Origin of the sequence: Wenzhouxiangella sp. XN79A, from assembly GCF_012272825.1 — a bacterium.
GTDB lineage: Bacteria > Pseudomonadota > Gammaproteobacteria > Xanthomonadales > Wenzhouxiangellaceae.
The window spans coordinates 1-22774 of record NZ_JAAWWS010000125.1 but is presented as its reverse complement, the minus strand read 5'-3'; the positions used below and the strand labels follow the sequence as shown (position 1 = coordinate 22774).

The window sequence follows — 22774 nt, the reverse complement described above, 5'->3', positions numbered from 1 at the left end:
GGATCACCCGGCGACGGGCCGCAACGAGACCACAGCGGTCGCTTCTTGAATGGCCGAAGCAGCACCAGGAACCGAGCCCGCCGCCGATCTCCGGCGGCGAGCGCGACCGATCTTCACCGGAGCCGAGCGAGATAGGTTTTCCTCTCGCCCGTAAAGCGCATCAACGGCGTTCCCGTTCGATCGAAGAGCTGGTGTTGTGCCGCGCCATCTTCAGCGATGATCCGCATCTGATCCAGGTTCCAGTTGTCTCCACCGATCCCACCGCCGAACGTGGTGTCGATCCGCACACTCTCGATGTCTTCGATCCGGACCCGACGTCGCAGCGGGATACGGACGGTCTGGGTGTAGTTCCCGATCCAGCGACGTCCCCGGTTCACATTGGCCATCGTCTGCGGAGCCGACCCCCGCAAGAAGATCGTTACGTTGACGTTGTCGTTTCCGCCACGAAGGTCATCGCCGCCCGTGTGGAATTCGATCAGCAGGGCCTCGATGATCCCGTCGCTGGACGATGACCGTTCCGAAAGCGCAGGCGGCGTTCGTGCCGAATAGTTCCGATCGACGAAGTAGGTTCTCCAGACCCGGTCGGTGCGTTCCAGGTAGTGGAAGGCCTGTCGCTTGGTGTCGGGTACCAGCGTCAATGTCTGACCGACGTGATTGGGATCGTAGACGAAGATCCGCAGGTCTTCCTTGTAGTCACCCAGATCGCCCTTGTATCGACCCAGGTCATAGCCGATGGCCAGCACCTGATGATTCTTCGGACCGTTGCCGTCATATTGCTGCAGCCCGAGAGGCACCGGCCTTCCGGAATCGATCTCGGCTCGCAATTCCTGGAGGCGTCCACCACCGAACCCCTGCAGACCCCAGTTGAAGAATTCGCTGTCGCGTGCGCCGAGCGGGTTGAATCCCACCTCCATCCATTTGTCGACGTTGCGCTCGATCGAATGGACCTGGCGATCATAGATGTAGTCGTGCAGCCGCGTCTGCACGGCCGGACGATGGCCCTGTCGGGGAATGGCACGGCCAGCATGAAAGAAATCCAGCGTGGTGTAGACCATTCCACCGCACAGACCATTCGTGCGCACGTCGAGCTCGCTGATGAAATCGTTCTGAAAGGTATTCGCGAACCGGAAACCATGCACGGCTGGATCGAACGCCGTCCTTCTTGCCGTATCCAGCATCACCGGGCGAAACGTCTCCAGCGGTCTGAGCTGCAGTTCCTTGGTCGCAACGGTCTGTGCCGAGCAGGCCATGCTGAATGAAAGTCCCGTCAAGAGACCGAGAATCGAGAATCGAACACACATCTGCACGTTCCTCCTGGCATCCGCCATCGTCGCCTGTCCCCTTCAATCAGGAAGTCGGATTTCGGAAAGAACTTGCGCCACGGGCGACTCGGTCCGGTCGGAGTGTTCCGAAGGCGGGATCGAGACCATGGGCGACGCCTTCGACCCCCGGACGGCTCGACGCGGCGCGCCGAGGTTCGATTGCAGCAGGCCGCCGAACCGGCCCGGGGGCTCAGAACCCTGCGGCGGAGTCGGCGGATTCGATCTGCCGCGCACCGAGCTCCTGGTCGGGCGAGAACACGAACGGCACCCGGTAGGTCCTTGCAGCAGCGGATCCGCCCGACGCATCGGCCTCGTTCCAGACGATCTCGAGCACGTGCAGGCCCGGTGGCAGGTCGGTCAGCGGAACCAGGCCGGTCAGGCCGCGCTGATTGAGATCCCGCCGTTCCGTGGGCAGCAGCGTGTCGGGCGCGATCGTTCGCCGACCCAGGCGCACGGTCCACAGCCCCCTCAGGCAGTCGACCGGCGACGCCGCTTCCGGGCAGCGGGCATCGAGGACCGGATTGTCGCGCTGCGGATAGTAGGGAAGAAACACCCGCAGGAACGCGCTGCGCTGCTCGAAGTCATCGAGGGTCGGAACCATTCGCAGGCGGTCGGGCCGGCCCCGCAGGCTCTCGTAGTGGGCGCTGTCGATGCCGCCCTCGATCGTGGATCGGTCGAGGTAGCGGAACGGGTCGGAGATCGAGAATTGCGTCCAGGCCTCGTAGCGAACGAAGCCGAGAAACAGGATGCCGAAACTCCCCAGCGCGATCATCAGCGAGAACAGGTAGGGGCGGGTGTTGGTCTGGAGCGTGAGCTGGACCGGCAGGATCAGGCGTTGCGGCCAGATCCACCCGTTGATCACGATCAGCCTTCGAACCATGCCCCGGAACCAGGCCCGTTCCGCCAGTCCGGGAAACCGGGCACCGAGCACGGCATCGAACAGCCAGAGCAGACCGGGCGCGCCGATGAACAGCCCCACCAGCAACCACAGCGACAGATCGATGGCCCGGTCGGAATCGCCGATGACCGCGCCGAGAAGCTGGCTGCCCATCAGGATCGCGATCATCAGCACCGAGATCCACAGCATGCCCAGCGCGATCATGCTGATGACCGAGAACAGGCCCGAGGCTGCATGATCGGCCGAGGTGATCGCGCGGCGCAGGTCCGGCAGCTGCGCCTGGTGGTGTTCGCGGGTCTGGCGACCGATGCCCGGCACGCGCTCCCAGACGATGCCGCCGGGGTAGACCGAGCGGAGCCCGACCAGTCCGGCCCAGTAGGCACGGATCATCAGGTGGACGGCAAAACATCCTCCCAGCGCGTAGAACACGCCCGGTGCCAGGATCAACAGGATTTCCATCGCCTGCGAAGAGGCGTAGGACTGGTGGGAGTAGCGAGCGCTGACCGCATCGAACAACCAGCCCGGCAGCGTGAACAGCGCAACGGTGGTCAGACCGGAAATGATCAGTTCGATCTCGTCGGTCCGGTCGCGCAGTCGTTCGATCCGATCGAGTTCCTTTTCGTCGATGTCGGTGTTCGATCGCTCAACCATCGGCGGCTCCACGCACGGCGGCGATGGCGGCGAAGTTGAAGCACTGGAACCAGTCGACGATCGCGGTGAATCCGGCGGCGCGCAGGCGCTCGTGGTGCTGCGCCCGGGTCTCCGGCACCAGCACGTTCTCCAGCGCCTGGCGTTTCCGCGCGATCTCGAGATCCGAATAGCCCTGGCTGCGCTTGAAATCGTGGTGGTGGGTATCCAGCCAGTCCTGGACCGAAGGCGGCTCGAAGGCCAGCTTTTCGGCCAGCACCAGCAACCCGCCGGGCCGCAGGCCGTCGTGGATGCGGCGAACCAGCGCATCGCGCTCGGCGATCGGAACGAACTGCAGGGTGTAGTAGACCAGCACCACAGAAGCATTCTCGATCGCCATGTCGAGCAGGTCGGCCTCGACGACCTCGACCGGCACGCGCGAGTTGTCGGCGGCCATCACTTCTCGGCAGCGGGCGACCATGTCCGGTGAGCGGTCCACCGCGATGATCTCGACATCGTCGACCTGCACCGCGCGCCGGGCCGCCAGCGTGGCCGCACCGAGCGAGCAGCCCAGGTCGTAGATCCGCGACCCCGGCTGGACGGCGCGCCGGACCAGCAGCGGCGTCAGGTCCAGCATCGAGCGGTACCCCGGCACCGAGCGCTCGATCATGTCCGGGAAGACCTTGACCACGGCCTCGGAGAATTCGAACGGTGCCGCCGGTCGGTCGACGTCGCGGGTGCGGTAGATTTCGTCTCGAGCCATACCAGTAAAGCGCCGGGTCGGACCCGGCGACAGGAACCTGCAGTGATTGTATGCCCCAGAATCCGCCTGCGCCGATCCGGTCCATGAACGACGCGGTTCGAATCGATCGCTTCGGCGCCGTCCGCGCAGCCGATCTCGACACGGCCGTGGCCGCGGCCACGCATCCGGATCGGCACGGCCGGCTGCCCGACTGGCAGGCCGCGCTGGACGCAGTGCCGGACGCACCGGCCGGCTGGCGGATCGACCACGGCGTGCTGGTCGCCGGCGAACCGGCCGACACGCTGACCGAGGCCGCCACTGCGCTGAAGGGCCTGATTCCATGGCGCAAGGGCCCGCTGCGGCTGGCCGGCGTATCGATCGATACCGAGTGGCGCTCGGACTGGAAATGGGACCGGGTCGCACCGCAGGTGGACCTGGGCGGCCGGCACGTGCTGGACATCGGCGGCGGCAACGGCTACTTCGCCTGGCGGATGCTCGACGCCGGCGCGGCCAGTGTCACCGTCTGCGACCCGACGCTGGTGTTCTGGATGCAGCACCGCGCGATCGCACGACTGGCCGGCCCGGCGGCGCTGGACTTCCTGCCGCTGCGTTTCGAGGCCCTGCCGGCGATCGGTGCGTTCGACGTGGTGTTCTCGATGGGCGTGCTGTATCACCGTCGCGACCCGCTGGAGCACCTGGCCCGGATCGCCCGGCACCTGGCGCCCGGGGGCACGCTGGTGCTCGAAACGCTGGTCCTGCCCGGCGACGGAAACGAGCAACTCGATCCCCCCGGGCGCTACGCCAACATGCGCAACGTTCATCGACTGCCGACCGTTCCCCGACTGGGTGACTGGCTGGTCGAGGCCGGATACGCCGGCGTCGCGGTCTGCGACCGGACGCGGACCACCACGGCAGAACAGCGCCCGACCGACTGGATGCCCTTCCATTCCCTGGCCAACGCGCTGACCCCGGATCGAAGCGCCACGATCGAAGGGCATCCGCCGCCGCTCCGCGCGGTCCTGACTGCACGCCGACCGGCCTGAACCCTGCGCGGGCCTGCGCCGGCTGCGCAAGGAAAAGACCCCGACCGCAGGAGCCGGGGTCGATGTTGCGAACGATGATCGCGGCGGAAGGCGCCCGGGGGCTGACTACCGTCGATTGCTCAACTCGACGATGACATCGGCGTCGAGCTGGCGGCCTTCGAAGAATTCCCGGGTCATGTCGCCGGTCACGCTGACCCGATCGCCCACATCGATCCGCAGGAAGCCGCGGTCGTCAAGCGGATTCGACGCCAGATCGGAGACATCGACGGTCAGGTGGGCCATTCCGGTATCGATCATGAAGTCGTCCTGGTCGACCGAGATGACGCGGCCGTTGACGACCGTCTCGGAAACGGTGATCGGCACGGTAACCGCAACGCTCAGCGCTTCCTGATCGTTCGGATCGGCATAGAACGTCGTGCCCAGCTTGTCGACCTGCACGCTCATTGCATCGATCGTCGTGGTTTCGAACAGATCGTCGTCGACCCGGCCCATGACGCGGACCTTGTCACCGGTCAACAGCGAATAGGCATCCGCGTCCCGGTCGCCGTCGTCCATCTCGACCGTCACGACACCGTCGCCGTAGTCGAGCTCGAATTGATCGCGGGCGACGTCCACCACCGTACCGCTGATGGAAATCCAGCTGTTGTCCGGCGCACCGTACGGCGATGTCTGCTGTTCACCGTAGCGCTGTGCCTGCGTTCCGGAGTCACGCGACGGGTTCGTGGTGTTCATCGCGGAGTGCTTGTTCATTTCCGGATGATGGTTTTCGTGTCGGCGATGTTCGTGGTCGTCGGCAGGCGCGGCAAGGGGCAGCGCGACTGCAGCGGCGATGGCAGTTGCAAGAAGTCGTTTCTGGAGTCTCATGAGCGGATCTCCCGGTTCGGTGTGAGTGTGGTCTGCGGCAAGCGGGCCTGTGTGCCCGGGCCTTGCCGGAAGACCTTCTGGTGGCCTTACCGAAGTTCAAGCCGCGCTCGGAGGTCGCGGCATGCCGGTTTCCGTTCCACGGCGGCGTGCCGGTGGTTCCACGCGGTCGCGCCGCCGGGCGATTTCCGCGTCGAATCCCGTTTCACGGTCCCGGACGAGGGTTCCACACCAACCAATGGCACACGCCGCGCCGACCCGGACCGGCCAGAATGGTCGGCCGACGACCCCGAATGGACCCGTTCATGAAACACTTCTGCTTCCTCCTACTGGCCGCCGGCCTCGGCGCCGGCTCGATCACAATGGCACAGACACAACCCGGCGACGATCCCTATCTCTGGCTCGAGGAGGTCGAGGGCCCGAACGCGCTGGCCTGGGCACGCGGGCAGAACGAGGTGTCACTGTCCGAGCTCGAGGCCCACCCGCTGTTCGCGCCGATCCACGACCGCGCGCTGGAAATCCTGACCTCCGACGACCGGATCGCGTATCCGTCGCTGCAGGGCGGGATGATCTACAACTTCTGGCGCGACGCCGGGCACGTCCGCGGCATCTGGCGCCGGACGACGGTCGAGGACTATCGCAACGAGGAACCCGAGTGGGAGGTATTGCTCGACCTCGACGCGCTTGCGGAGGAAGAAGGCGAGAACTGGGTCTGGGCCGGCGCGAGCTGCCGCTATCCGGACTACGACCGCTGCCTGGTCCGCCTGTCGATCGGCGGCGCCGATGCCACGGTCACGCGCGAATGGGACATGGCAACGCGCGAATTCGTCGAGGACGGGTTCAGGCTCGAGGAATCGAAGAGCGCCATCAGCTGGCGCGACCGCGACTCGGTGTTCTACGGCCCGGCCTTCGGCGAGGATCAGGTCACCGACTCCGGCTACCCGCGTACGGTGCGGATCTGGGAACGCGGCAGCGATCCCTCGGAGGCCCCGATCGTGTTCGAAGGCGAACGCGGCGACGTCGCGGCGCAGGGCCTGCGTTTCTGGGACGGCGATGATCACTACGACATGATCGTGCGCGCGCCCGGCTTCTTTTCACGCCACTACTACCTGTACCGCGACGGCAAACCGCACCGCCTGAACGTGCCCGACGACGCCGAACTCGCCGGAATGCTGGATGGCCAGGTCCTGATCGAACTGAAGTCCGACTGGGAGGTGGCCGGCACGACCTACTCCCAGGGGGCGCTGGTCGCCGGGCCGATCGACAGCTTCGAGACCGACAGCCCGGAACTGGCCGTGGTCGTCCAGCCCGGCGAACGCGCGTCGATCTCATCGGTCGCCACCACCGAGAACACCGTGCTGGTCAATGTGCTCGACAACGTGGTCTCGACCCTGCACCGCTTCACCCATGACGACGGCCGCTGGGTCAGCGAGCCGCTGGACGTGCCGGAGCTCGGCAGCATCGCCGTGGTGTCGACGGACGACCGGTCCGATCGCTTCTACTACAACTACACCGGCTTTCTGACCCCGTCGACGCTGTTCGAAGCCGATGCCGCCCGCGACACCCACACCGACGTGCGCAGCGAACCGGCCTGGTTCGAGAAGGCCGGCATGGAGGTCGCGCAGCACGAGGCCACCTCGGCCGACGGCGAGCGCATTCCGTACTTCGTCGTCACGCCGGCCGGCTTCGAGGCCGACGGGCAGAATCCGACGCTGCTGGCGGCCTACGGCGGCTTCGAAGTTTCACGCACGCCGTTCTACTCCGGCGTAACCGGTTCGGCCTGGCTGGAGCGCGGCGGGGTCTACGTGCTGGCCAACATCCGCGGCGGCGGCGAGTTCGGGCCCAAGTGGCACCAGGCCGCGCTGAAGGAAAACCGCCAGCGCGCCTTCGACGACCTGATTGCCGTGGCCGAGGACCTGATCGAACGCGGCATCACTTCGCCGGACCACCTCGGCATCCAGGGCGGCAGCAACGGCGGCCTGCTGGTCGGCGCGGTGATGGTCCAGCGCCCGGACCTGTTCGACGCGGTGGTCTGCCAGGTCCCGCTGCTGGACATGAAGCGGTACCACCGCCTGCTGGCCGGCGCCAGCTGGATGGCCGAATACGGCGATCCGGACGACCCCGACCAGTGGGCCTACCTGGCCGCGTACTCGCCGTACCAGAACGTCTCCGCCGACGTCGACTACCCGCGCGCGTTCTTCACCACCTCCACCCGCGACGACCGGGTCCATCCGGGGCATGCCCGCAAGATGGTCGCGAAAATGCTCGACCAGGGCCACGATCTGCTGTACTACGAGAACATCGAAGGCGGCCACGGCGGCGCGGCCAATCTGAAGCAGCAGGCCTATCTCAGCGCACTGATCTACGCGTACCTGCACGGGCAGCTGGCCGATAGGAGTGACCCCGAAGACTGATCCCGTCGAGGCGATCCCGCCGACGCGATCCCGCCGGTGCCGGCCGGCGGTCGGCCCGAGGCGGCCGCCTCGCAGGCTGGCTCGACGCCCGGGGCGAGTCCGGTCAGCCTTCGCCCTCGGCGACGACCCGGTCGCGTCCGGCCTGTTTGGCCGCATACAAGCGCCGATCGGCCCGTTCGCGCAGCGCGGTCAACGACTCGCCGTCGCGCGGACGGGCCACGCCGAAACTCATGGTGATCGGAATCGGCTGCTCGCCGACCCGGATCGTCCGCAACCGGGCGCGCACCGCCTCGAGCCCGGTAAGCAAGGTGGCCAGGTCGGGGCCGGGCAGGGCCAGGCCGAATTCTTCGCCACCGACCCGGCCGATGATGCCCTTGTCGCCGAACTGCTCGCGCAGCGCGGCACCGACCTTGCGCAGGACGGCGTCGCCGGTCAAGTGCCCGTATCGGTCATTGACCTGCTTGAAATGGTCGATGTCGCCGAGCACGAAGGTGTAGTTGCGCTTCTTGGCCATGGCCAGTTGGCGGGTCGTCTCGGCCAATTCGAAGAAACGGGTGTGGTTGCTGAGCGCGGTCAGGGCATCGCGGTGCGCCAGGCGCCGGAACCGGCGGCGGTCGCGAACCGCGCGGACCCAGAGAATCAGCAGCAGCAACAGCAGCAAGAGAGTGCCGACGACCAGACCGATCCGGATCAGCGACTGCTGGGCGAGGCTCTGCCGCTCCAGCTCGGCGATCCGCTGCTGTTCTCGAAGCCGGGCCAGTTCGCGTTCCTTCTCGGCCACCGAAAACTCCACCTGCAAAAACGCGGTGCGACGATCGCGCACTTCCTGGAGATACGCCTCGCGAGCGTTCATGGACGAACGCAGATGATCGACCGCGTCGCCGAATCGTTCCTGGTCCAGCGCAAGCTCTGCGAGTCCGCGGTGCGCTTCGGCGACGTATTCGTCATTGCCGGCGGCCGTCAGGTCGACCAGTGCGTCTCGAAACATCCGTTCGGCCAGGTCGGCTTCGTCACGAGCCAGCGCCAGCCGGGCCCGATACAGTCGGGCCAGCGACAGTCCTTCGCGGTAGCCATGGACCTGCATCTTCTCGATCGCCCGCTCGAGGCGGGGTTCGGCCTCTCGGTGGCGGCCGATCGAGCGCAGCAGGTCACCGTAGGCATAGTCCAGGGTGCCGATCAGCAGTTCGTCACCGGTTGCCGCACATTCGTCGATCGCCGCCCGGTACTGTTCGGCAGCGGCGGTGCTGTCGCGCTGTCGCTTGAAGACGAAGCCCAGCCGCTGGCGAGCCGCGCACTGTTCGCGCGCGAGGCCGAAACGCTGCGCGATCGCCAACGCCTTGCGACCGAAGATCACCGCATCCTCCGGTTCCTCGGCCAGCGCGTAGATGTACGCGGCCACGCTGTACAGGTTGACCGCATGACGTTCCAGCGAGTCGTCCGCCAGTAGCGCCATTCCTGCGTTGAGGTGACGAAAGGTCGTTTCGAATCGTCTCGCGATATAGCCGACGTTGGCCGCGCGCGCATGCGCGATCAGCCGCTGGTGGGGTTCGAGTTCGAGCTGGAGCAGGGTTTCGACCGTGTCCAACGAGGCCTCGAGCTGACCATCCATCGCCTGGTTGCGGCTCTCGAGCATCAGATAGGTCACGCGCTGATCGTGGCTTGCCAGATCCAGGTGCACGCGCAGCTCGTCGAGTATCCGCTGGGACTCCGGCCACGGCGCGGATACGTTCAGCCGGGCGGCCCGGTCGAGCCGCTCGGCGAAACGATCGGCGTCCATCGCAGCGACCGGCGCGGTGAAGGCAAGCAGCAGGCCCAGCCCGGGCAGGCTCATGTTCTGCGGCAGCGGCAACAGCATCCCTCGCACCCTGGATCCCGACCCAGTATACGGACCGGGCGGGTCGGGGGCGAGCCCGGATCAGCGGACCCGTCCGGTATAGCTGGGGGCGCGCAGCACCGCATTGAGCACGAGCAGGTTCAGTCCATCGAGGTAGGCGCGAACGCTGGGATCCTCGGTAAACGCGACGATCCGCCCCCGGCCGAGGGGCTGGTCGACGACGAACGGCTTGTAGGCCAGCTGGCGGCGGTTCTCGTCCCACAGGTAGCCGGCGGCACGAAGCCGGTCGGGGCCGGCGAACCGGACCACGTTGCGCCCGCGATCGCGGGTGATCGGGCCGAACACCCGATCGCCACGGACCAGCACGTTCAGCGTCGGCGCCAGTCCGGCAGCCAGCCAGTGCTCGGTATCGACCTCGGCACGCACCAGCACGCCGGCCACCGAGTCGGGTCGCTCGACGTCCGGGGTAACCGCGGCCTCGAACTCCTGGATGGACGTCAGTTCGGTACCGGGCACGAGCGCTGCCGGTTGCCGGTGCTCGTCGTTTTCAGCGGTTGTTTCCTCGTCCACCGGATCGCGCAGCTGGCGCTCGGCGCGGATCGCGAGCAGGTCGACATCGGCATCGGCGGCCCAATCGGTCGCCCCGGCCAGCGTGATCAGGACACCGCCGTCCTCGACCCAGTCGGCCAGATGGTCGCGGCCGGCCGTGCCGAGCACCGTTTCGTAGCCGCCCCAGCGCCCGGAGTCGTCGGGCAGGATCACCACGTCGTAGCGATCCAGCGGGGCCGAGCGCAGCGTCGCGGTGCGGATCGGCGTAACCGGAACGCCGAAGCGGCGCTCGAGGACGAAGCGCAGCGCGCCGGGTGCATAGATGTCGGTCGGCGCGTCCCAGGCCAGCGCGACCCGCGGCGGATGCAGCCGTCGCACGGTCATGCTGCCCAGATTCGGCCCGTCGGTCACCCAGGTATCGCCGACGCCGACCACGGTGGCTCCGGTTCGCGCTGCCAGGGCGGCGAGCGCGGTCCGTCCGTCGGCCGGCAGCGCCGCGGCCGGAAGGATCACCGAACCCGACGGCCAGGTCCGGCCGGCGTGCTCGAACGGCTTTTCGTTGGACTGCACGAACAGTCCCTCGCCCAGCGCCGCGGCCAGGAATTCGCCGGTGGCCTGCGAACCGCCGGCAACCAGGAAGACCACCGCATCGTCCGGGCCCGTGATCCGACCGGCCGGCAGCGCCCCGGGCCTGACCACGCGAGCGTCGTCGACGGCGATCGCGCGCCGGCAGGTCGCGACCTCGAGATTGAACATCGCCGGCAGCGACCAGGCGGTGACATCGTAGATCTCGTCCGGGCGATCCAGCGCCCGGAGTCGTTCCTGTTCTTCGGCGAAATCGTCGGGCAGCGCAATGTCGTCGTCGAGCAGTACGCGCAGCTTGCGATAGGCCGGCTGCGCGGCCGGGATCACGTAACTGCCCGGCTCGAGCTGCCGATCACAGGCCGAACGCGCTGCATCGAGCACGTGCACGTCCGCGCCGTGGCGGGCCAGCAGCGAGGCCAGACGGTCGGCGCCGCGCTGGTCGCGCTGGGTCGGAATGACCCAGGCCCGCGTTCCCTGCTGGCGCGCCTGCTCGACGGCCGAAGCGCGGTAGGCGGCAAAATCGCGCCACAACCGCTGGCGATTCCGAGCGACGGTCTCGGCGGTGGCCAGCAGTGCCACCGCATAGCGCTCGACCGACTCGACGTAGCGCCACTCGGTGGCGTCTCGTCGCCGCATCTTCAGGCCGCGCACCGACGCCTGTTCGTAGGTCATCGCCACGGCACCGTAGTACGACGGCCAGCTGGCGCCGTAGCCGGGATAGAAGGCATCGAAGATCTCGCGGGTGAAGTACGGCAGGCCCAGCGCATCGAACCAGCGCGCGTTGTTGCGGCCGAACCGTTCGAGCGAGGCACGCTGATCCTCGACCAGCAGCGGGTTGTAGGGTACCGCTTCGGGCGCGAAGAAGAAGGTCGTGTCCGGCCCCATCTCGTGGGCGTCGACGAAGGCCAGCGGAAACCACTCGAGCAGCGCGGCGACCCGGCCCTCGGTTTCGGGCTGGGTGATCGCCAGCCAGTCGCGGTTCAGGTCGAACAGGTAGTGGTTGACCCGTCCCGACGGCCACGGCTCGTCGTGTTCGGCAGCAAGGCGGTCGGCCAGCGGCTCCAGCCCCAGCTCCGCTTCGAATCGCTGCACGAAGCGGGCCCGCCCGTCCGGGTTCTGCATCGGGTCGATGAACACCAGGGTCTCGGCGAGGATCGTATCGACCACCGGATCACTGTCGGCGGTGAGCAGGTGATGGGCGACCATCAGCGCAGCGTCGGCCGGTGCGATCTCGTTGCCGTGCACGGAATTCGACAGCCAGACCGTGCCGGGCAGTCGCTCCAGGGCCGTCTCGATCCGGGCGTCGTCGTGGCGATCGGGTCGGGCCACGGCGAGGATGTCGTCGCGGATCGCATCGAGCTGCTCGATCCTGTCGGGCGTACCGATGATCACGTAGAACAGGTCACGACCCTGCCAGCTGGTGGCGTACGACACCTTCCGGGTCCGGTCCGGGTAGGCCTCGACCAGCCGCTCGAAGGCGCGCGCGAGTTCGCCCGGTTCGCTGATCGCCGAGCCGATCGGAACGCCCAGCAGGGTCTCCAGCGACGGCGCGCCGGGTGCTGCGGCGTAGCCGGACCGGAAGTCGATGTCCGGCATCGCCGGTTCGGAACGGGCGTTCGACGAGGGAAGAGCGGCCAGCAGGGTCAGAACGAAAAGCAGTGCGCGCATGGATGCGCCTCTTGATCGGAACGGGCTGTCGAGGATAGCCGAGCGACAGCGAACGACGGGGCGTATCCGAGGCTTGGCGCGACCGAAACAATGTGATATACATCACACAATTCTGTTCGATACGAGATGCGATCCGATCTCGGGGCCGCTGCCTGTTCTGGGGAAGGGACGCGGTGTATGCGGGGCCTGCCCGGCGCTTCGGCGCCGGGCTTTTTTCGATCTGCGGTCCGAATCGACCGGCTCGGTCCAGAAAATTGCCTCTGGCGTTGCATTCCCCACGATTTTGGGCTATAAAAGGCGGCTAGCATTTTCGCCGTGGCGCGTGTTGCGCCCGTATCGACCCAACATCCGGAAATCGTCATGTCCAGAGTCTGCCAGGTAACCGGCAAGCGCCCGTTGGTCGGGAACAACGTGTCCCACGCCAACAACAAGACGCGTCGTCGTTCGCTGCCGAACCTCCACAGTCACCGTTTCTGGTCCCCGGCCGAGAACCGCTGGATCAAACTCCGCGTCTCGACCAAGGGCCTTCGCATCATCGACAAGAAAGGCATCGACAACGTGCTCGCCGAGCTGCGTGCGTCGGGCCGGAAGATCTAAAGGAGATTCGACATGGCCGGTAGCGCTCGCGACAAGATCAAGCTCGTCTCCTCCGCCGGGACGGGCCATTACTACACGACCGACAAGCAGAAGAAGAACACCCCGCAGAAGCTGGAGTTCAAGAAATATGACCCGGTCGTGCGCAAGCACGTGATGTACAAGGAAGCCAAGATCAAGTAATCGATCGAATCCCCGGCTCCTGCATCACCACAGCACCTCTTCGAAACGCCCGGCCCCGCCGGGCGTTTTTCGTTTCCGGGCGCCAGAAACGGGAAGGAGAACCGCAGAGTACGCAGATTCACGCAGATGCCGATTCCGAAGATGGGGTTGTTGGATGACGTTACGCGCTCCAACTCTGTGCTGCGGGGTATCCGAGGGGTTCGTGCGCGGTTCTCCGTCAGCGACGATCACTGCAGTCGACGAGGATCGACCGGACCGGAAGAACTGCAGCGGTCTGTCATTTCCATCTGCGCGAATCTGCGTACTCTGCGGTTCCTCGCTTTCTGTTCCTGACGTTCCGTTTCCGGCCCGGTCATGAAGAGTCAGACCAGCCCCCGCTCGGCCAACGAGACGACCTCGGCGTCGCCGACGATGAAGTGGTCGAGCAACCGGATGTCGACCAGGGCCAGCGCGTCGCGCAGCCGGCGGGTGATCGCGAGATCGGCCTGGCTGGGCTCGGCCACGCCCGACGGGTGGTTGTGGGCGACGATCACCGCCGCGGCCCGGTCGCTCAGCGCGGTCTCGACGACGACGCGCGGGTGCACGTGCGCCGCGTCGATGGTGCCGTGAAACAGGACCCGGAACGCGATGACCCGATGCCGGGTGTCGAGCAGCAGCGCGCAGAAGGCTTCATGCGGTCGATGACGCAGCTCGGCGCGCAGGAAGCGGCGGGTCGCATCCGGGCTGGTCAGGGCATCGCCGCGGGTCAGGCGGGCGCGCAGGTGGCGCCGGGCCAGCGCAATCGCGGCCTGCAGCTGGGCGACCTTGGCCGGGCCGAGCCCCGGCTCGGCGACCAACCGGTCAGCCGGCGCCTCCAGCAGGCCGCGCAGGCCGTCGAACGTCGCCAGCAATCGCCGGGCCAGGTCCAGCGCCGAACAACCCCGGGTTCCGGTGCGCAGCAGGATGGCCAGCAGTTCGGCATCGCTCAGGGCCTCCGCCCCCTCGTTCAGCAGGCGTTCGCGCGGTCGTTCGCCGGTGGGCCAGTCGTGGATTCGCATACAATCGGGTCCTTTACGGGTCGGACCTGGCCAGCGTGCCCCACCGGCGCGGTCCGCACCATCGGAAATCGTCCCCAATACGGGTAGGACATTGACCGAATCGTCCCGACAACCCGCCCCGCCGTCCACCGACCCGATCGGCGCCCGGCGCGTGCTGGTCGGGGTCAGCGGCGGGATCGCGGCCTACAAGAGCGCCGAACTGGTTCGCCGGCTGCGCGAACGCGGTGCCGAGGTCCGGGTGGTCATGACCTCCGGCGCGCAGGCCTTCATCACGCCACTGACGCTTCAGGCAGTCAGCGGCCATCGCGTCCACACCGAGCTTCTCGACGCCGAGGCCGAAGCCGGCATGGGCCATATCGAGCTGGCCCGCTGGGCCGACGATGTGCTGGTCGCACCCGCCACCGCCGACCTGATCGCCCGGGCGGCGATCGGGCGGGCCGACGACCTGCTGACCACCGTGCTGCTGGCCACCGAGGCCCGGGTGTGGATGGCACCGGCAATGAATCGCGTGATGTGGGCGCACCCGGCGGTGGTCGACAACTGCAGCCGACTGCAGGCTCGCGGCGTGGTCCTGCTCGGTCCGGGCAGCGGCGACCAGGCCTGCGGCGAAATCGGCGCCGGGCGCATGCTGGAACCTGAAGCGATCGCGGCCGCAGTGCTCGGCGCGAGCGATCGCCCGGCGCCGGGTCGCCTGTCGGGGACCCGCTTCGTGGTCACCGCCGGACCCACCCATGAACCGCTGGATCCGGTTCGCTTTCTCGGCAACCGATCGTCCGGCGCGATGGGCTTCGCCGTCGCCAGCGCACTGGCCCGGGCCGACGCCGAGGTCGTCCTGGTCGCCGGTCCGGTCGAACGCGCCACGCCGGCCGGGGTGCGCCGGGTCGACGTGACCACCGCCGAACAGATGCGCGCTGCGGTGTTCGACGCCTTGCCCGCCGACGGATTCGTCGGCGTTGCCGCCGTGGCCGACTTCCGTCCGGCCGAAGTCGCCGACTCGAAGATCAAGAAGGACGGCCGAAGCCGCGTGCTGGACCTGGTCCCGAACCCGGATATCCTTGCCGAAGTCGCCGTCTCCGAGCCGCGCCCGTTCACGGTCGGTTTCGCGGCCGAAACCGATATGGTCGAGGCCAATGCGCGGGCCAAGCTCGCCGCCAAACGGCTCGACCTGATCGTGGCCAATCGGGTCGGCACCGATCGAGGGTTCGGCGACGGCGACAGCGCGCTGCACGTCATTGCCGCCGATCGCGACTGGCCGCTGGCCAGCGCAGCGAAGAGCCGGCTCGCCGCGCAGCTGGTCGATCTCATCATCGAACGCATGGAGCGCCCGCGATGACCACGCTCGACATTCGACTGCTGGATTCCCGGTTCGGTCGCGACTGGCCGCTGCCCGAGTACGCCACGTCCGGATCGGCCGGTCTGGACCTGCGGGCTGCGCTCGACGAACCACTGGAGCTGGCGCCGGGCGACGCCGTGCTGGTTCCGTCGGGGCTGGCGATCCATCTGGCCGATCCCGGCCTGGCCGCGATGCTGCTGCCTCGATCCGGACTGGGCCACAAGCAGGGCCTGGTGCTGGGCAACCTGGTCGGATTGATCGACAGCGACTACCAGGGCCCGGTCAGGATTTCCTGCTGGAACCGCGGCCGGGCGCCGATCCGGATCGAACCCGGCCAGCGCATCGCCCAGCTTGTCGTGGTGCCGGTGGTGCAGGTTACACTTCGTCCCGTGGACGCCTTCGAAGCAAGCGATCGCGCGGAAGGCGGATTCGGCCATACGGGGGTTTCGTGAGGGCAGCACAGCTCGCTCAATGGGCAGGGAAACGACGTCCGGTCGGCGGCATCGCCCCCCGCCTTCTGGGGCTGCTCGTACTGACGGCCGGAATCGGGATCATGCTGGCCGGCGGCAGCCTGCTGTGGAACACCCTCCGCGCGGAGAACGCGCAGGAACAGGCTCGCCTGGGCGCCCAGCAGCAGGCCGCCGCGCTCGAGCGGAGCATCCGCGAGCTGCGCCAGGGCCTGACCAGCCCGGGGGTGGCCGGAGTGGCGCGGGGCATGCAGGAGCAGGCGGCGAGCCGCGACGATCTCGAACAGGCGCTGCGCGAAGCCGGCATCCGCAACGTGCTGTACCTGGTCAATGCCAGCGAACCGTTCGAGCTGATGGACCTGAGCCGGCTGCCGGGCGGTGGCTTCGCGGCCCTGAGCATGGTGATCGAAGCCGGCGAACAGGGCAGCGTTCCCGCCCAGGCCCATTTCGCCGGAACGCCCGATGAATACCTTGCGCTGGCCGCTCCACTGAGCGACGAACAGGAACCTGCCACGGTGCTGTGGGTGGCGTTGCCGAGCTCGATGCTGGCCAACCAGCTTCAGCGGCCGAGCGGGGTGGACGGCATGGTCCTGCGCCAGATCGACGGCGGGTCGACAATCGCGCTGCAGAGCCTGGGCCAGGGGGTGCCGTCCGGCGCTCCGAGCATTGCGATCGAGGGCACCCAGTTCGAACTGGCCTGGCATCGCGATCATCTGCTGGGCCCGATGAGCACCGGGCAACTGGCCGGGGTGTTTGCCGTCGGCGTACTGCTGGTGTTGCTCGGCGTCCTGCGGCTGCGCGAAACCTCGTCTTCCGCGGTGACCCGGCTGTCCGACCTCCTTCACAAGCGTCGCCCCGAACAGCGAACGCCGGACCAGCCCGCGGCGTCAACGCCCGCCCGACCTGCCGCGCCGGTTGCACCGGTCGAGCCGGCCGGCGCAGCAGCCGAGCCGGAACCGCCGGCAGCGGCCGAAACGGCGAAGGAGCCGCCTTTGGCGTCGCCGCGGCCCGACCCGGCCCCTGCGCCGGACCGGGAAGCCCGTCCAGGCGACCTGACCGCCGACGGCGAGCCGCGCCGCGCATCGACCGACGTGCGCGAGATCGATGCCACCGAACTCGGCAGTTTCACGCCGGCCGACCCCGAAGCAGAGCAAACGGCCGATGACGCCGATGCCGAGCCGTCCGGCGCCGACCGACCGGCGCCGGATCCCTCGCGCAAGGCGGCAGGGATTCCTCCACCGGAAGACGACGAGGACGAACAGGAAGCGATCGGCGCGATGCTGCGCTCGCTGATGGACGAAACCGATGAGGCCGTGGCCGCGTCGGAGTCGTTCGAGCTCCCCACGCCGGCCGATGAGGCGGACTCCGACGGCGCCCGGCCGGAACCGACGGCGCCGGCGAGCGCAGCCGCCATCGTCGTGCCCGATGCGTCGATCTTCCGCGCCTACGACATTCGCGGTGTGGTCGGCGAGACGCTGAACGAAGACGTGGCCGAGGCGATCGGCCGAGCGATCGGTTCCGAGGCCCACGATCGCCAACTGACCCGCATCGCCGTCGCTCGCGACGGGCGCCTGTCCGGGGCCCGGATGCTGGCGGCACTGAGTCGCGGCCTGATGAGTACCGGCCTGGACGTGGTCGATGTCGGGGCGGTGCCGACGCCGGTGCTGTATTTCGCCGCGCAGGACATCGGCGGAGGTTCCGGGGTGATGGTCACCGGTAGCCACAACCCGCCCGACTACAACGGCTTCAAGATCGTGCTCGGCGGCGAGACCCTGGCCGGCGACGCGATCGCCGCGCTGCACGCTCGGCTGCAGGAAGGCCGGCTGGTCAACGGCGAAGGCCAGACCCACGAAGCGCGGATCAACAATCAGTACATCGAGCGCATCGCCACCGATATCCAGCTCGAGAAACCGCTCAAGGTCGTCGCCGACTGCGGCAACGGGATTGCCGGCGCGATCGCGCCACGACTGCTCGAGGCCATCGGCGCGGACGTCATCCCGCTGTACGCCGAAGTCGACGGTTCGTTCCCGAACCACCACCCCGACCCCGGCGATCCCGCCACCCTGGAAGATCTTCGCCTGTGCGTCCGCAATTTCGAAGCCGATGTGGGCGTGGCCTTCGACGGCGATGGCGACCGGCTCGGCGTGGTCGGCCCGAACGGCGAAATCATCTACCCCGATCGTCTGATGATGCTGTTCGCCCATGACGTGCTGTCGCGCGTGCCGGGCGGCGAAATCATCTACGACGTCAAATGCTCGAGTCTGCTGGCCGGCGAGATCGAAGCCGCGGGCGGGCGGCCGGTGATGGGCCGGACCGGTCACTCGTTCATCAAGGCCGAGCTGAAGAAGCGCCAGGCGCCGTTGGCCGGCGAGATGAGCGGGCACTTCTTCTTCGCCGAACGCTGGCTGGGCTTCGACGACGGCCTGTATTCGGCCGCTCGATTGCTCGAGATCCTGGCCGCCGATACGCGCGCACCGGGCCAGGTGTTCGGCGAGCTGCCCAAGGCCGAAAGCACGCCGGAAATCAAGGTGCCGATGAAGGAGGGCGAACCGCACGCGTTCGTCAAGGCCTTCCAGGACAAGGCGCGGTTCGACGATGCGGAGGTCAACACCATCGACGGACTCCGGGCCGATTTCGAAGACGGCTTCGGGCTGGTGCGGGCGTCGAACACCACGCCGGTGCTGGTGCTGCGCTTCGAGGGGACGACCAAGGAATCGCTGGCGCGCATCCAGGGCCAGTTCCGCGATGCGATGCTGGCCATTCACTCGTCACTGAAACTGCCGTTCTGAACATCCGCCCGGCCCGGCCGCCGGCCCGTGCGGCCGGAGCCGGGCGGTATACTCCGGGGTTTGCCGCGCACGAGCCCCGAGACCGTGAATTTTCAGGATTTCATCCGCACGCTGGACGACTACTGGGCGCGCCAGGGTTGCGTTCTCACCGCACCGCTCGACCTCGAAGTCGGTGCGGGCACGTTCCACCCGGCGACCTTCCTCCGTTCGATCGGGCCCGAGCCGTGGAACGCGGCCTATATCCAGCCCTGCCGCCGTCCGACCGACGGCCGATACGGCGAGAACCCGAACCGGCTGCAGCATTACTACCAGTACCAGGTGGTCATGAAACCCTCGCCGCTGGACTTCCAGGAACTCTATCTCGGGTCGCTCGATGCCGTCGGAATCGATCCGACGATCCACGACATCCGATTCGTCGAAGACAACTGGGAGTCGCCGACCCTAGGCGCCTGGGGCCTGGGCTGGGAGGTCTGGCTCAACGGCATGGAAGTCACCCAATTCACCTATTTCCAGCAGGCCGGCGGCCTGGAATGCCGCCCGGTCATGGGCGAGATCACCTACGGTCTGGAGCGGCTGGCGATGTACCTGCAGGGGGTGGAAAGCGTGTTCGACCTGGTCTGGACCGACGGGCCGCACGGCCCGGTGACCTACCGCGATGTCTATCACCAGAACGAGGTGGAGCAATCGACCTACAACTTCGAAAAAGCCGACGTCCAGGGGCTGTTCGCGCTGTTCGACCGGCTCGAGTGCGAGGCCAGGTCGCTGGTCGAGGATGGCCTGCCTCTGCCGGCCTACGACCAGGTGCTCAAGGCATCCCATACCTTCAACCTGCTCGACGCGCGCCAGGCGATCTCGGTCAGTGAACGGCAGCGCTACATCCTGCGCATCCGCGACCTGTCCCGCCAGGTGGCCGAGGCGTACCACGCCGGTCGCGAAGCGCTCGGTTTTCCAGGGTTGAAAACGACCGGGGAGGGCGAGGCATGAATCCGACGCTGCTGATCGAACTGGGCTGCGAGGAACTTCCGGCCAACGCTCTGCGCAGCCAGGCCCGACAGCTGGCCGAAGGGCTGTTCAAGGGCCTGGTCGACGCCGGACTGACCAGCGAGGCAGGCCAGGTCAACTGGTTGGCCACACCACGACGATTGGCCGTGAGAATCGACGACGTCGCGGCACGTCAGCCCGACCGGCTGATCGAGCGCAAGGGCCCGGCCGAACAGGCCGCCTTCGACGCCGACGGCCAGCCGACCCGCGCCGCGCTCGGTTTCGCGCGCAGTGTCGGGCTGGACGTCGATAAGCTCGACCGGCTGGAAAACGAACAGGGGCGCTGGCTGTACGCAGAAATCAGACAGCCCGGGCAAGCACTGGCCGAACTCGCCCAGGAGCTGCTCGAACGGGTGGTTCGCGACATGGCCAGTGCGCGCAGCATGCGCTGGTCGGATCGAAGCGATCGGTTCCTGCGTCCGGTCCGCTGGCTGCTCGCCCTGCACGGCGAGGAGGTCGTGCCGGTGACGCTGTTCGGGCTGAACGCCGATCGGCAGACCCGCGGCCACCGGATCCACGCACCCGGACCCCACGAAGTCACCGCGGTTGGCGACTACGAACGACTGCTGGAATCGGCCTTCGTCCTGGCCGACTTCGACCGGCGGCGCGCCGTGATGGCCGAACAGGTCCGCCGCTGCGCCGAACAGGCCGGGCTGGAAATCCGCCCCGACGACGCACTGCTCGACGAAGTCACCGGGCTGGTCGAATGGCCGGTGGCCGTCGTCGGCAGTTTCGATCCGGCCTTTCTCGAGGTGCCGGCCGAAGCCCTGGTCAGCGCGATGCGGATCCACCAGAAGTGTTTCCCGCTGTACCGGGCCGACGGAACGCTGGCGCCGAAGTTCATCACGGTGGCCAATCTCGAAAGCCTTGATCCGCCCCAGATGATTCACGGCTTCGAACGCGTGATCCGACCGCGTCTGGCCGACGCCCGGTTCTTCTTCGAACAGGACCGGCATCGGCCGCTGGCCGCGCGACTCGATCGACTCGCAACCATGCAGTTCCAGGACCGCCTCGGCACCCTGGCCGACAAGACCGCCCGAATCCGGACGCTCGGACGGGCGCTGGCCGACGCGTTCTCGGCCGATCCTACGACCGTGGAACGCGCGGCGACGCTGGCCAAGTGCGACCTGATGACCGAGATGGTCGGCGAGTTTCCGGAACTCCAGGGCACCATGGGCCGGCACTATGCGCTGGCCGACGGCGAACCGGAGGCCGTGGCCGTGGCGATCGAATCCCACTACCTTCCCCGCCATGCCGGCGACGCGCTGCCCGAGGATCCGGCCGGCCGCGCGCTGGCGGCTGCCGACCGCCTCGACACGCTGGTCGGCGTGTTCGCCGCGGGCAAGAGACCGAAAGGCAGCAAGGATCCCTTTGCCCTGCGCCGGGCTGCCCAGGGCGTGGTCCGGATACTTCACGCCGCCGAGGTCCGTCGATCGCTCAGCGAGCTCGTCGATGATGCGGCCACGGTCCTGGCCGACCAGCTCACCGTCAGCCCCGAGACCCGTGCCGAGGTGACCGCGTTCATCCTCGACCGGCTGCGCGCCTGGTTGACCGAACGAGGCCTGGCGGTCAACACCGTTCGCGCCGTCGAAGCCACAGGCATTGACGTCATCGCCGATTTCGTCCGTCGAGCCGAAGCCCTGCAGCGCTTCGCCGACGACCCGGAGATGGAAAGCCTGATCGCTGCGAACAAGCGAGCGGCCAATCTGCTGCGCCAGTCAGGCGTCGAGGATTTCGGCGACGTTGACGACGATCTGCTTCAGATCGACGCAGAAGTCGCCCTGTTCGACGCAGTAATGGATGCAGAAGCGGAAACGCGCGCCGCGCTCGAGGCAGGCGACGATGCCACCGCACTCAGCCGCCTGTCCGCGCTGAAACCGGCCGTCGACGCATTCTTCGACCAGGTCATGGTCATGGACGAGAGCGACGCATTGCGCAACAACCGACTGGCGCTGCTGCATCGCCTGCGTACCGTGTTTCTCCACGTGGCCGACGTGGCGCTGCTCGGTCGAGCATGAGCGCGCGAGCGCCGATCCTCGTCGATCGCGCGCTGCTGCCGACGGCCGAAGCGCCGATCGGGAATCGCCTGATGCGCCGCTTTGCCGAGATGAACAGGCTCGATCGACCACTGGTGCTGCTGGCCGAGCGCCCCGACCGCTGGACCCCGACCCGCAACCGCGTCGATCGGGCGCTGGAAGGGCAGAGCCGGCTCGAGGCCGACATCCAGCGCGGCGGGGGCGCACTGGACGCAGTCCTGTACCTCGATTTCGGTCTGTTCAGCCGGCAGCGCCGACGGCACGACGCGCTGTCCGACCTGGCCGACCGCTACGGTGTCGAATCCCAGCAACTCATCGCACTGGTCGCCAGCGCCCGCATGGCCGATGCGCTGACCGAGGCCGTGGGCGTGGTCCGGCGCCTGGGCGATGAAGCGTCTCTGGCGGTCGAATTGCGCTCGCTGTTGCGGGAGGGTGGGGGTTCCGGGTAGTCCGCGTTCGACTGCTTTTTTCGGTCGCGACAAAAGTAGGCAAAAGCGCTCTTACAGGCGGCTGAACGGGCAGTGGCTTTCGGGGCAGCGACGGTGGGCCGGTGTCTGCGAAGCGCCCGGGCTCGCTCCGGCTGCGGTTTACAGTGGCCCCGGATGCATCCGAGAAGCCAGGGGCAGGCCGATCTGTCGTTGGTCGGCCACAGGCTTCGGCTGAGAGGTGGTTTGCTTTCTTCGCGTCTTGCCGGAGCCGTGTCCGGCGGCTGTGCCGGGGTTCTGGCTACAGGCGTTTCGCCACGCGGACT

At 67.6% G+C, this 22774-nt stretch carries 17 protein-coding genes; 10 read left to right on the top strand and 7 right to left on the bottom strand.

What is annotated here, in order from left to right; all coding sequences use genetic code 11:
• Positions 1-113 precede the first annotated feature (113 nt).
• The 3 genes from HFP89_RS01480 to cmoA all read right to left on the bottom strand — a co-directional run bounded on the left by HFP89_RS01480 (position 114) and on the right by cmoA (position 3610).
• Complete coding sequence (locus HFP89_RS01480; protein ID WP_168715870.1) at positions 114-1250, bottom strand: hypothetical protein; 1137 nt, start codon at positions 1248-1250, stop codon at positions 114-116.
• A gap of 262 nt (positions 1251-1512) precedes the next feature.
• Positions 1513-2871 (bottom strand): hypothetical protein, encoded by a 1359-nt coding sequence (locus HFP89_RS01475; protein ID WP_168715869.1) that lies wholly within the window; start codon positions 2869-2871, stop codon positions 1513-1515.
• A complete protein-coding gene (gene cmoA / locus HFP89_RS01470) occupies positions 2864-3610 on the bottom strand; it encodes a carboxy-S-adenosyl-L-methionine synthase CmoA (RefSeq protein WP_168715868.1) in 747 nt (248 codons plus the stop codon). Before cmoA ends, HFP89_RS01475 begins: the two co-directional genes overlap by 8 nt.
• Before the next feature lie 83 nt (positions 3611-3693).
• Here cmoA and cmoB point away from each other — a divergent pair, with 83 nt between their 5' ends.
• Positions 3694-4632 carry a tRNA 5-methoxyuridine(34)/uridine 5-oxyacetic acid(34) synthase CmoB gene (gene cmoB / locus HFP89_RS01465; RefSeq protein ID WP_168715867.1) on the top strand — a complete coding sequence of 313 codons (939 nt, stop codon included), beginning with the start codon at positions 3694-3696 and terminating at the stop codon, positions 4630-4632.
• A gap of 105 nt (positions 4633-4737) precedes the next feature.
• Here cmoB and HFP89_RS01460 read toward each other — a convergent pair whose 3' ends face one another.
• A complete protein-coding gene (locus HFP89_RS01460) occupies positions 4738-5382 on the bottom strand; it encodes a hypothetical protein (protein ID WP_168715866.1) in 645 nt (214 codons plus the stop codon).
• Positions 5383-5798: 416 nt separating this feature from the next.
• On the opposite strand from HFP89_RS01460, the gene HFP89_RS01455 reads away from it, so the two are divergent.
• On the top strand, positions 5799-7907 hold the full coding sequence (locus HFP89_RS01455) for a prolyl oligopeptidase family serine peptidase (protein WP_168715865.1): 2109 nt from the start codon (positions 5799-5801) through the stop codon (positions 7905-7907).
• Positions 7908-8010: 103 nt separating this feature from the next.
• On the opposite strand, the gene HFP89_RS01450 is transcribed toward HFP89_RS01455, so the two are convergent.
• Positions 8011-9762 (bottom strand): GGDEF domain-containing protein, encoded by a 1752-nt coding sequence (locus HFP89_RS01450; protein WP_168715864.1) that lies wholly within the window; start codon positions 9760-9762, stop codon positions 8011-8013.
• Positions 9763-9822: 60 nt separating this feature from the next.
• Positions 9823-12543 (bottom strand): M14 family zinc carboxypeptidase, encoded by a 2721-nt coding sequence (locus HFP89_RS01445; protein ID WP_168715863.1) that lies wholly within the window; start codon positions 12541-12543, stop codon positions 9823-9825.
• A 360-nt stretch (positions 12544-12903) separates the two neighbouring features.
• Between HFP89_RS01445 and rpmB the strand changes: the two genes are divergently transcribed.
• Together rpmB and rpmG are read left to right on the top strand one after the other, a co-directional pair.
• Positions 12904-13140 carry a 50S ribosomal protein L28 gene (gene rpmB / locus HFP89_RS01440; RefSeq protein WP_168715862.1) on the top strand — a complete coding sequence of 79 codons (237 nt, stop codon included), beginning with the start codon at positions 12904-12906 and terminating at the stop codon, positions 13138-13140.
• Positions 13141-13152: 12 nt separating this feature from the next.
• Positions 13153-13320, top strand: coding sequence for a 50S ribosomal protein L33 (gene rpmG, locus HFP89_RS01435; RefSeq protein WP_168715861.1), 168 nt, complete (start codon positions 13153-13155; stop codon positions 13318-13320).
• Positions 13321-13682: 362 nt separating this feature from the next.
• Here the strand turns inward: rpmG and radC are convergent, their stop codons facing one another.
• Entirely contained in the window at positions 13683-14357 is a 675-nt protein-coding gene (gene radC / locus HFP89_RS01430; protein WP_168715860.1) for a DNA repair protein RadC, read from the bottom strand.
• Between the two features lie 91 nt (positions 14358-14448).
• On the opposite strand from radC, the gene coaBC reads away from it, so the two are divergent.
• The 6 genes from coaBC to HFP89_RS01400 all read left to right on the top strand — a co-directional run bounded on the left by coaBC (position 14449) and on the right by HFP89_RS01400 (position 22472).
• Positions 14449-15690 carry a bifunctional phosphopantothenoylcysteine decarboxylase/phosphopantothenate--cysteine ligase CoaBC gene (gene coaBC, locus HFP89_RS01425; RefSeq protein WP_240955830.1) on the top strand — a complete coding sequence of 414 codons (1242 nt, stop codon included), beginning with the start codon at positions 14449-14451 and terminating at the stop codon, positions 15688-15690.
• Positions 15687-16142 (top strand): dUTP diphosphatase, encoded by a 456-nt coding sequence (gene dut / locus HFP89_RS01420; RefSeq protein WP_168715858.1) that lies wholly within the window; start codon positions 15687-15689, stop codon positions 16140-16142. The genes coaBC and dut overlap by 4 nt, the downstream gene beginning before the upstream one ends.
• A 101-nt stretch (positions 16143-16243) precedes the next feature.
• Positions 16244-18946: a hypothetical protein gene (locus HFP89_RS16140; protein ID WP_277347454.1), complete on the top strand. Its 2703-nt coding sequence runs from the start codon at positions 16244-16246 to the stop codon at positions 18944-18946.
• 84 nt (positions 18947-19030) lie between these two features.
• On the top strand, positions 19031-19930 hold the full coding sequence (glyQ, locus tag HFP89_RS01410; RefSeq protein WP_168715857.1) for a glycine--tRNA ligase subunit alpha: 900 nt from the start codon (positions 19031-19033) through the stop codon (positions 19928-19930).
• On the top strand, positions 19927-22005 hold the full coding sequence (gene glyS, locus HFP89_RS01405) for a glycine--tRNA ligase subunit beta (RefSeq protein ID WP_168715856.1): 2079 nt from the start codon (positions 19927-19929) through the stop codon (positions 22003-22005). Before glyQ ends, glyS begins: the two co-directional genes overlap by 4 nt.
• Positions 22002-22472 carry a hypothetical protein gene (locus HFP89_RS01400; RefSeq protein ID WP_168715855.1) on the top strand — a complete coding sequence of 157 codons (471 nt, stop codon included), beginning with the start codon at positions 22002-22004 and terminating at the stop codon, positions 22470-22472. Before glyS ends, HFP89_RS01400 begins: the two co-directional genes overlap by 4 nt.
• Positions 22473-22774 lie beyond the last annotated feature (302 nt).

Coding starts and splice junctions, on each gene's coding strand:
- HFP89_RS01480 (WP_168715870.1), bottom strand. CDS start 1,250: ATGGCCTGCTCGGCACAGACCGTTGCGACCAAGGAACTGCAGCTCAGA.
- HFP89_RS01475 (WP_168715869.1), bottom strand. CDS start 2,871: ATGGTTGAGCGATCGAACACCGACATCGACGAAAAGGAACTCGATCGG.
- cmoA (WP_168715868.1), bottom strand. CDS start 3,610: ATGGCTCGAGACGAAATCTACCGCACCCGCGACGTCGACCGACCGGCG.
- cmoB (WP_168715867.1), top strand. CDS start 3,694: ATGAACGACGCGGTTCGAATCGATCGCTTCGGCGCCGTCCGCGCAGCC.
- HFP89_RS01460 (WP_168715866.1), bottom strand. CDS start 5,382: ATGAACAAGCACTCCGCGATGAACACCACGAACCCGTCGCGTGACTCC.
- HFP89_RS01455 (WP_168715865.1), top strand. CDS start 5,799: ATGAAACACTTCTGCTTCCTCCTACTGGCCGCCGGCCTCGGCGCCGGC.
- HFP89_RS01450 (WP_168715864.1), bottom strand. CDS start 9,762: ATGCTGTTGCCGCTGCCGCAGAACATGAGCCTGCCCGGGCTGGGCCTG.
- HFP89_RS01445 (WP_168715863.1), bottom strand. CDS start 12,543: ATGCGCGCACTGCTTTTCGTTCTGACCCTGCTGGCCGCTCTTCCCTCG.
- rpmB (WP_168715862.1), top strand. CDS start 12,904: ATGTCCAGAGTCTGCCAGGTAACCGGCAAGCGCCCGTTGGTCGGGAAC.
- rpmG (WP_168715861.1), top strand. CDS start 13,153: ATGGCCGGTAGCGCTCGCGACAAGATCAAGCTCGTCTCCTCCGCCGGG.
- radC (WP_168715860.1), bottom strand. CDS start 14,357: ATGCGAATCCACGACTGGCCCACCGGCGAACGACCGCGCGAACGCCTG.
- dut (WP_168715858.1), top strand. CDS start 15,687: ATGACCACGCTCGACATTCGACTGCTGGATTCCCGGTTCGGTCGCGAC.
- HFP89_RS16140 (WP_277347454.1), top strand. CDS start 16,244: ATGCTGGCCGGCGGCAGCCTGCTGTGGAACACCCTCCGCGCGGAGAAC.
- glyS (WP_168715856.1), top strand. CDS start 19,927: ATGAATCCGACGCTGCTGATCGAACTGGGCTGCGAGGAACTTCCGGCC.
- HFP89_RS01400 (WP_168715855.1), top strand. CDS start 22,002: ATGAGCGCGCGAGCGCCGATCCTCGTCGATCGCGCGCTGCTGCCGACG.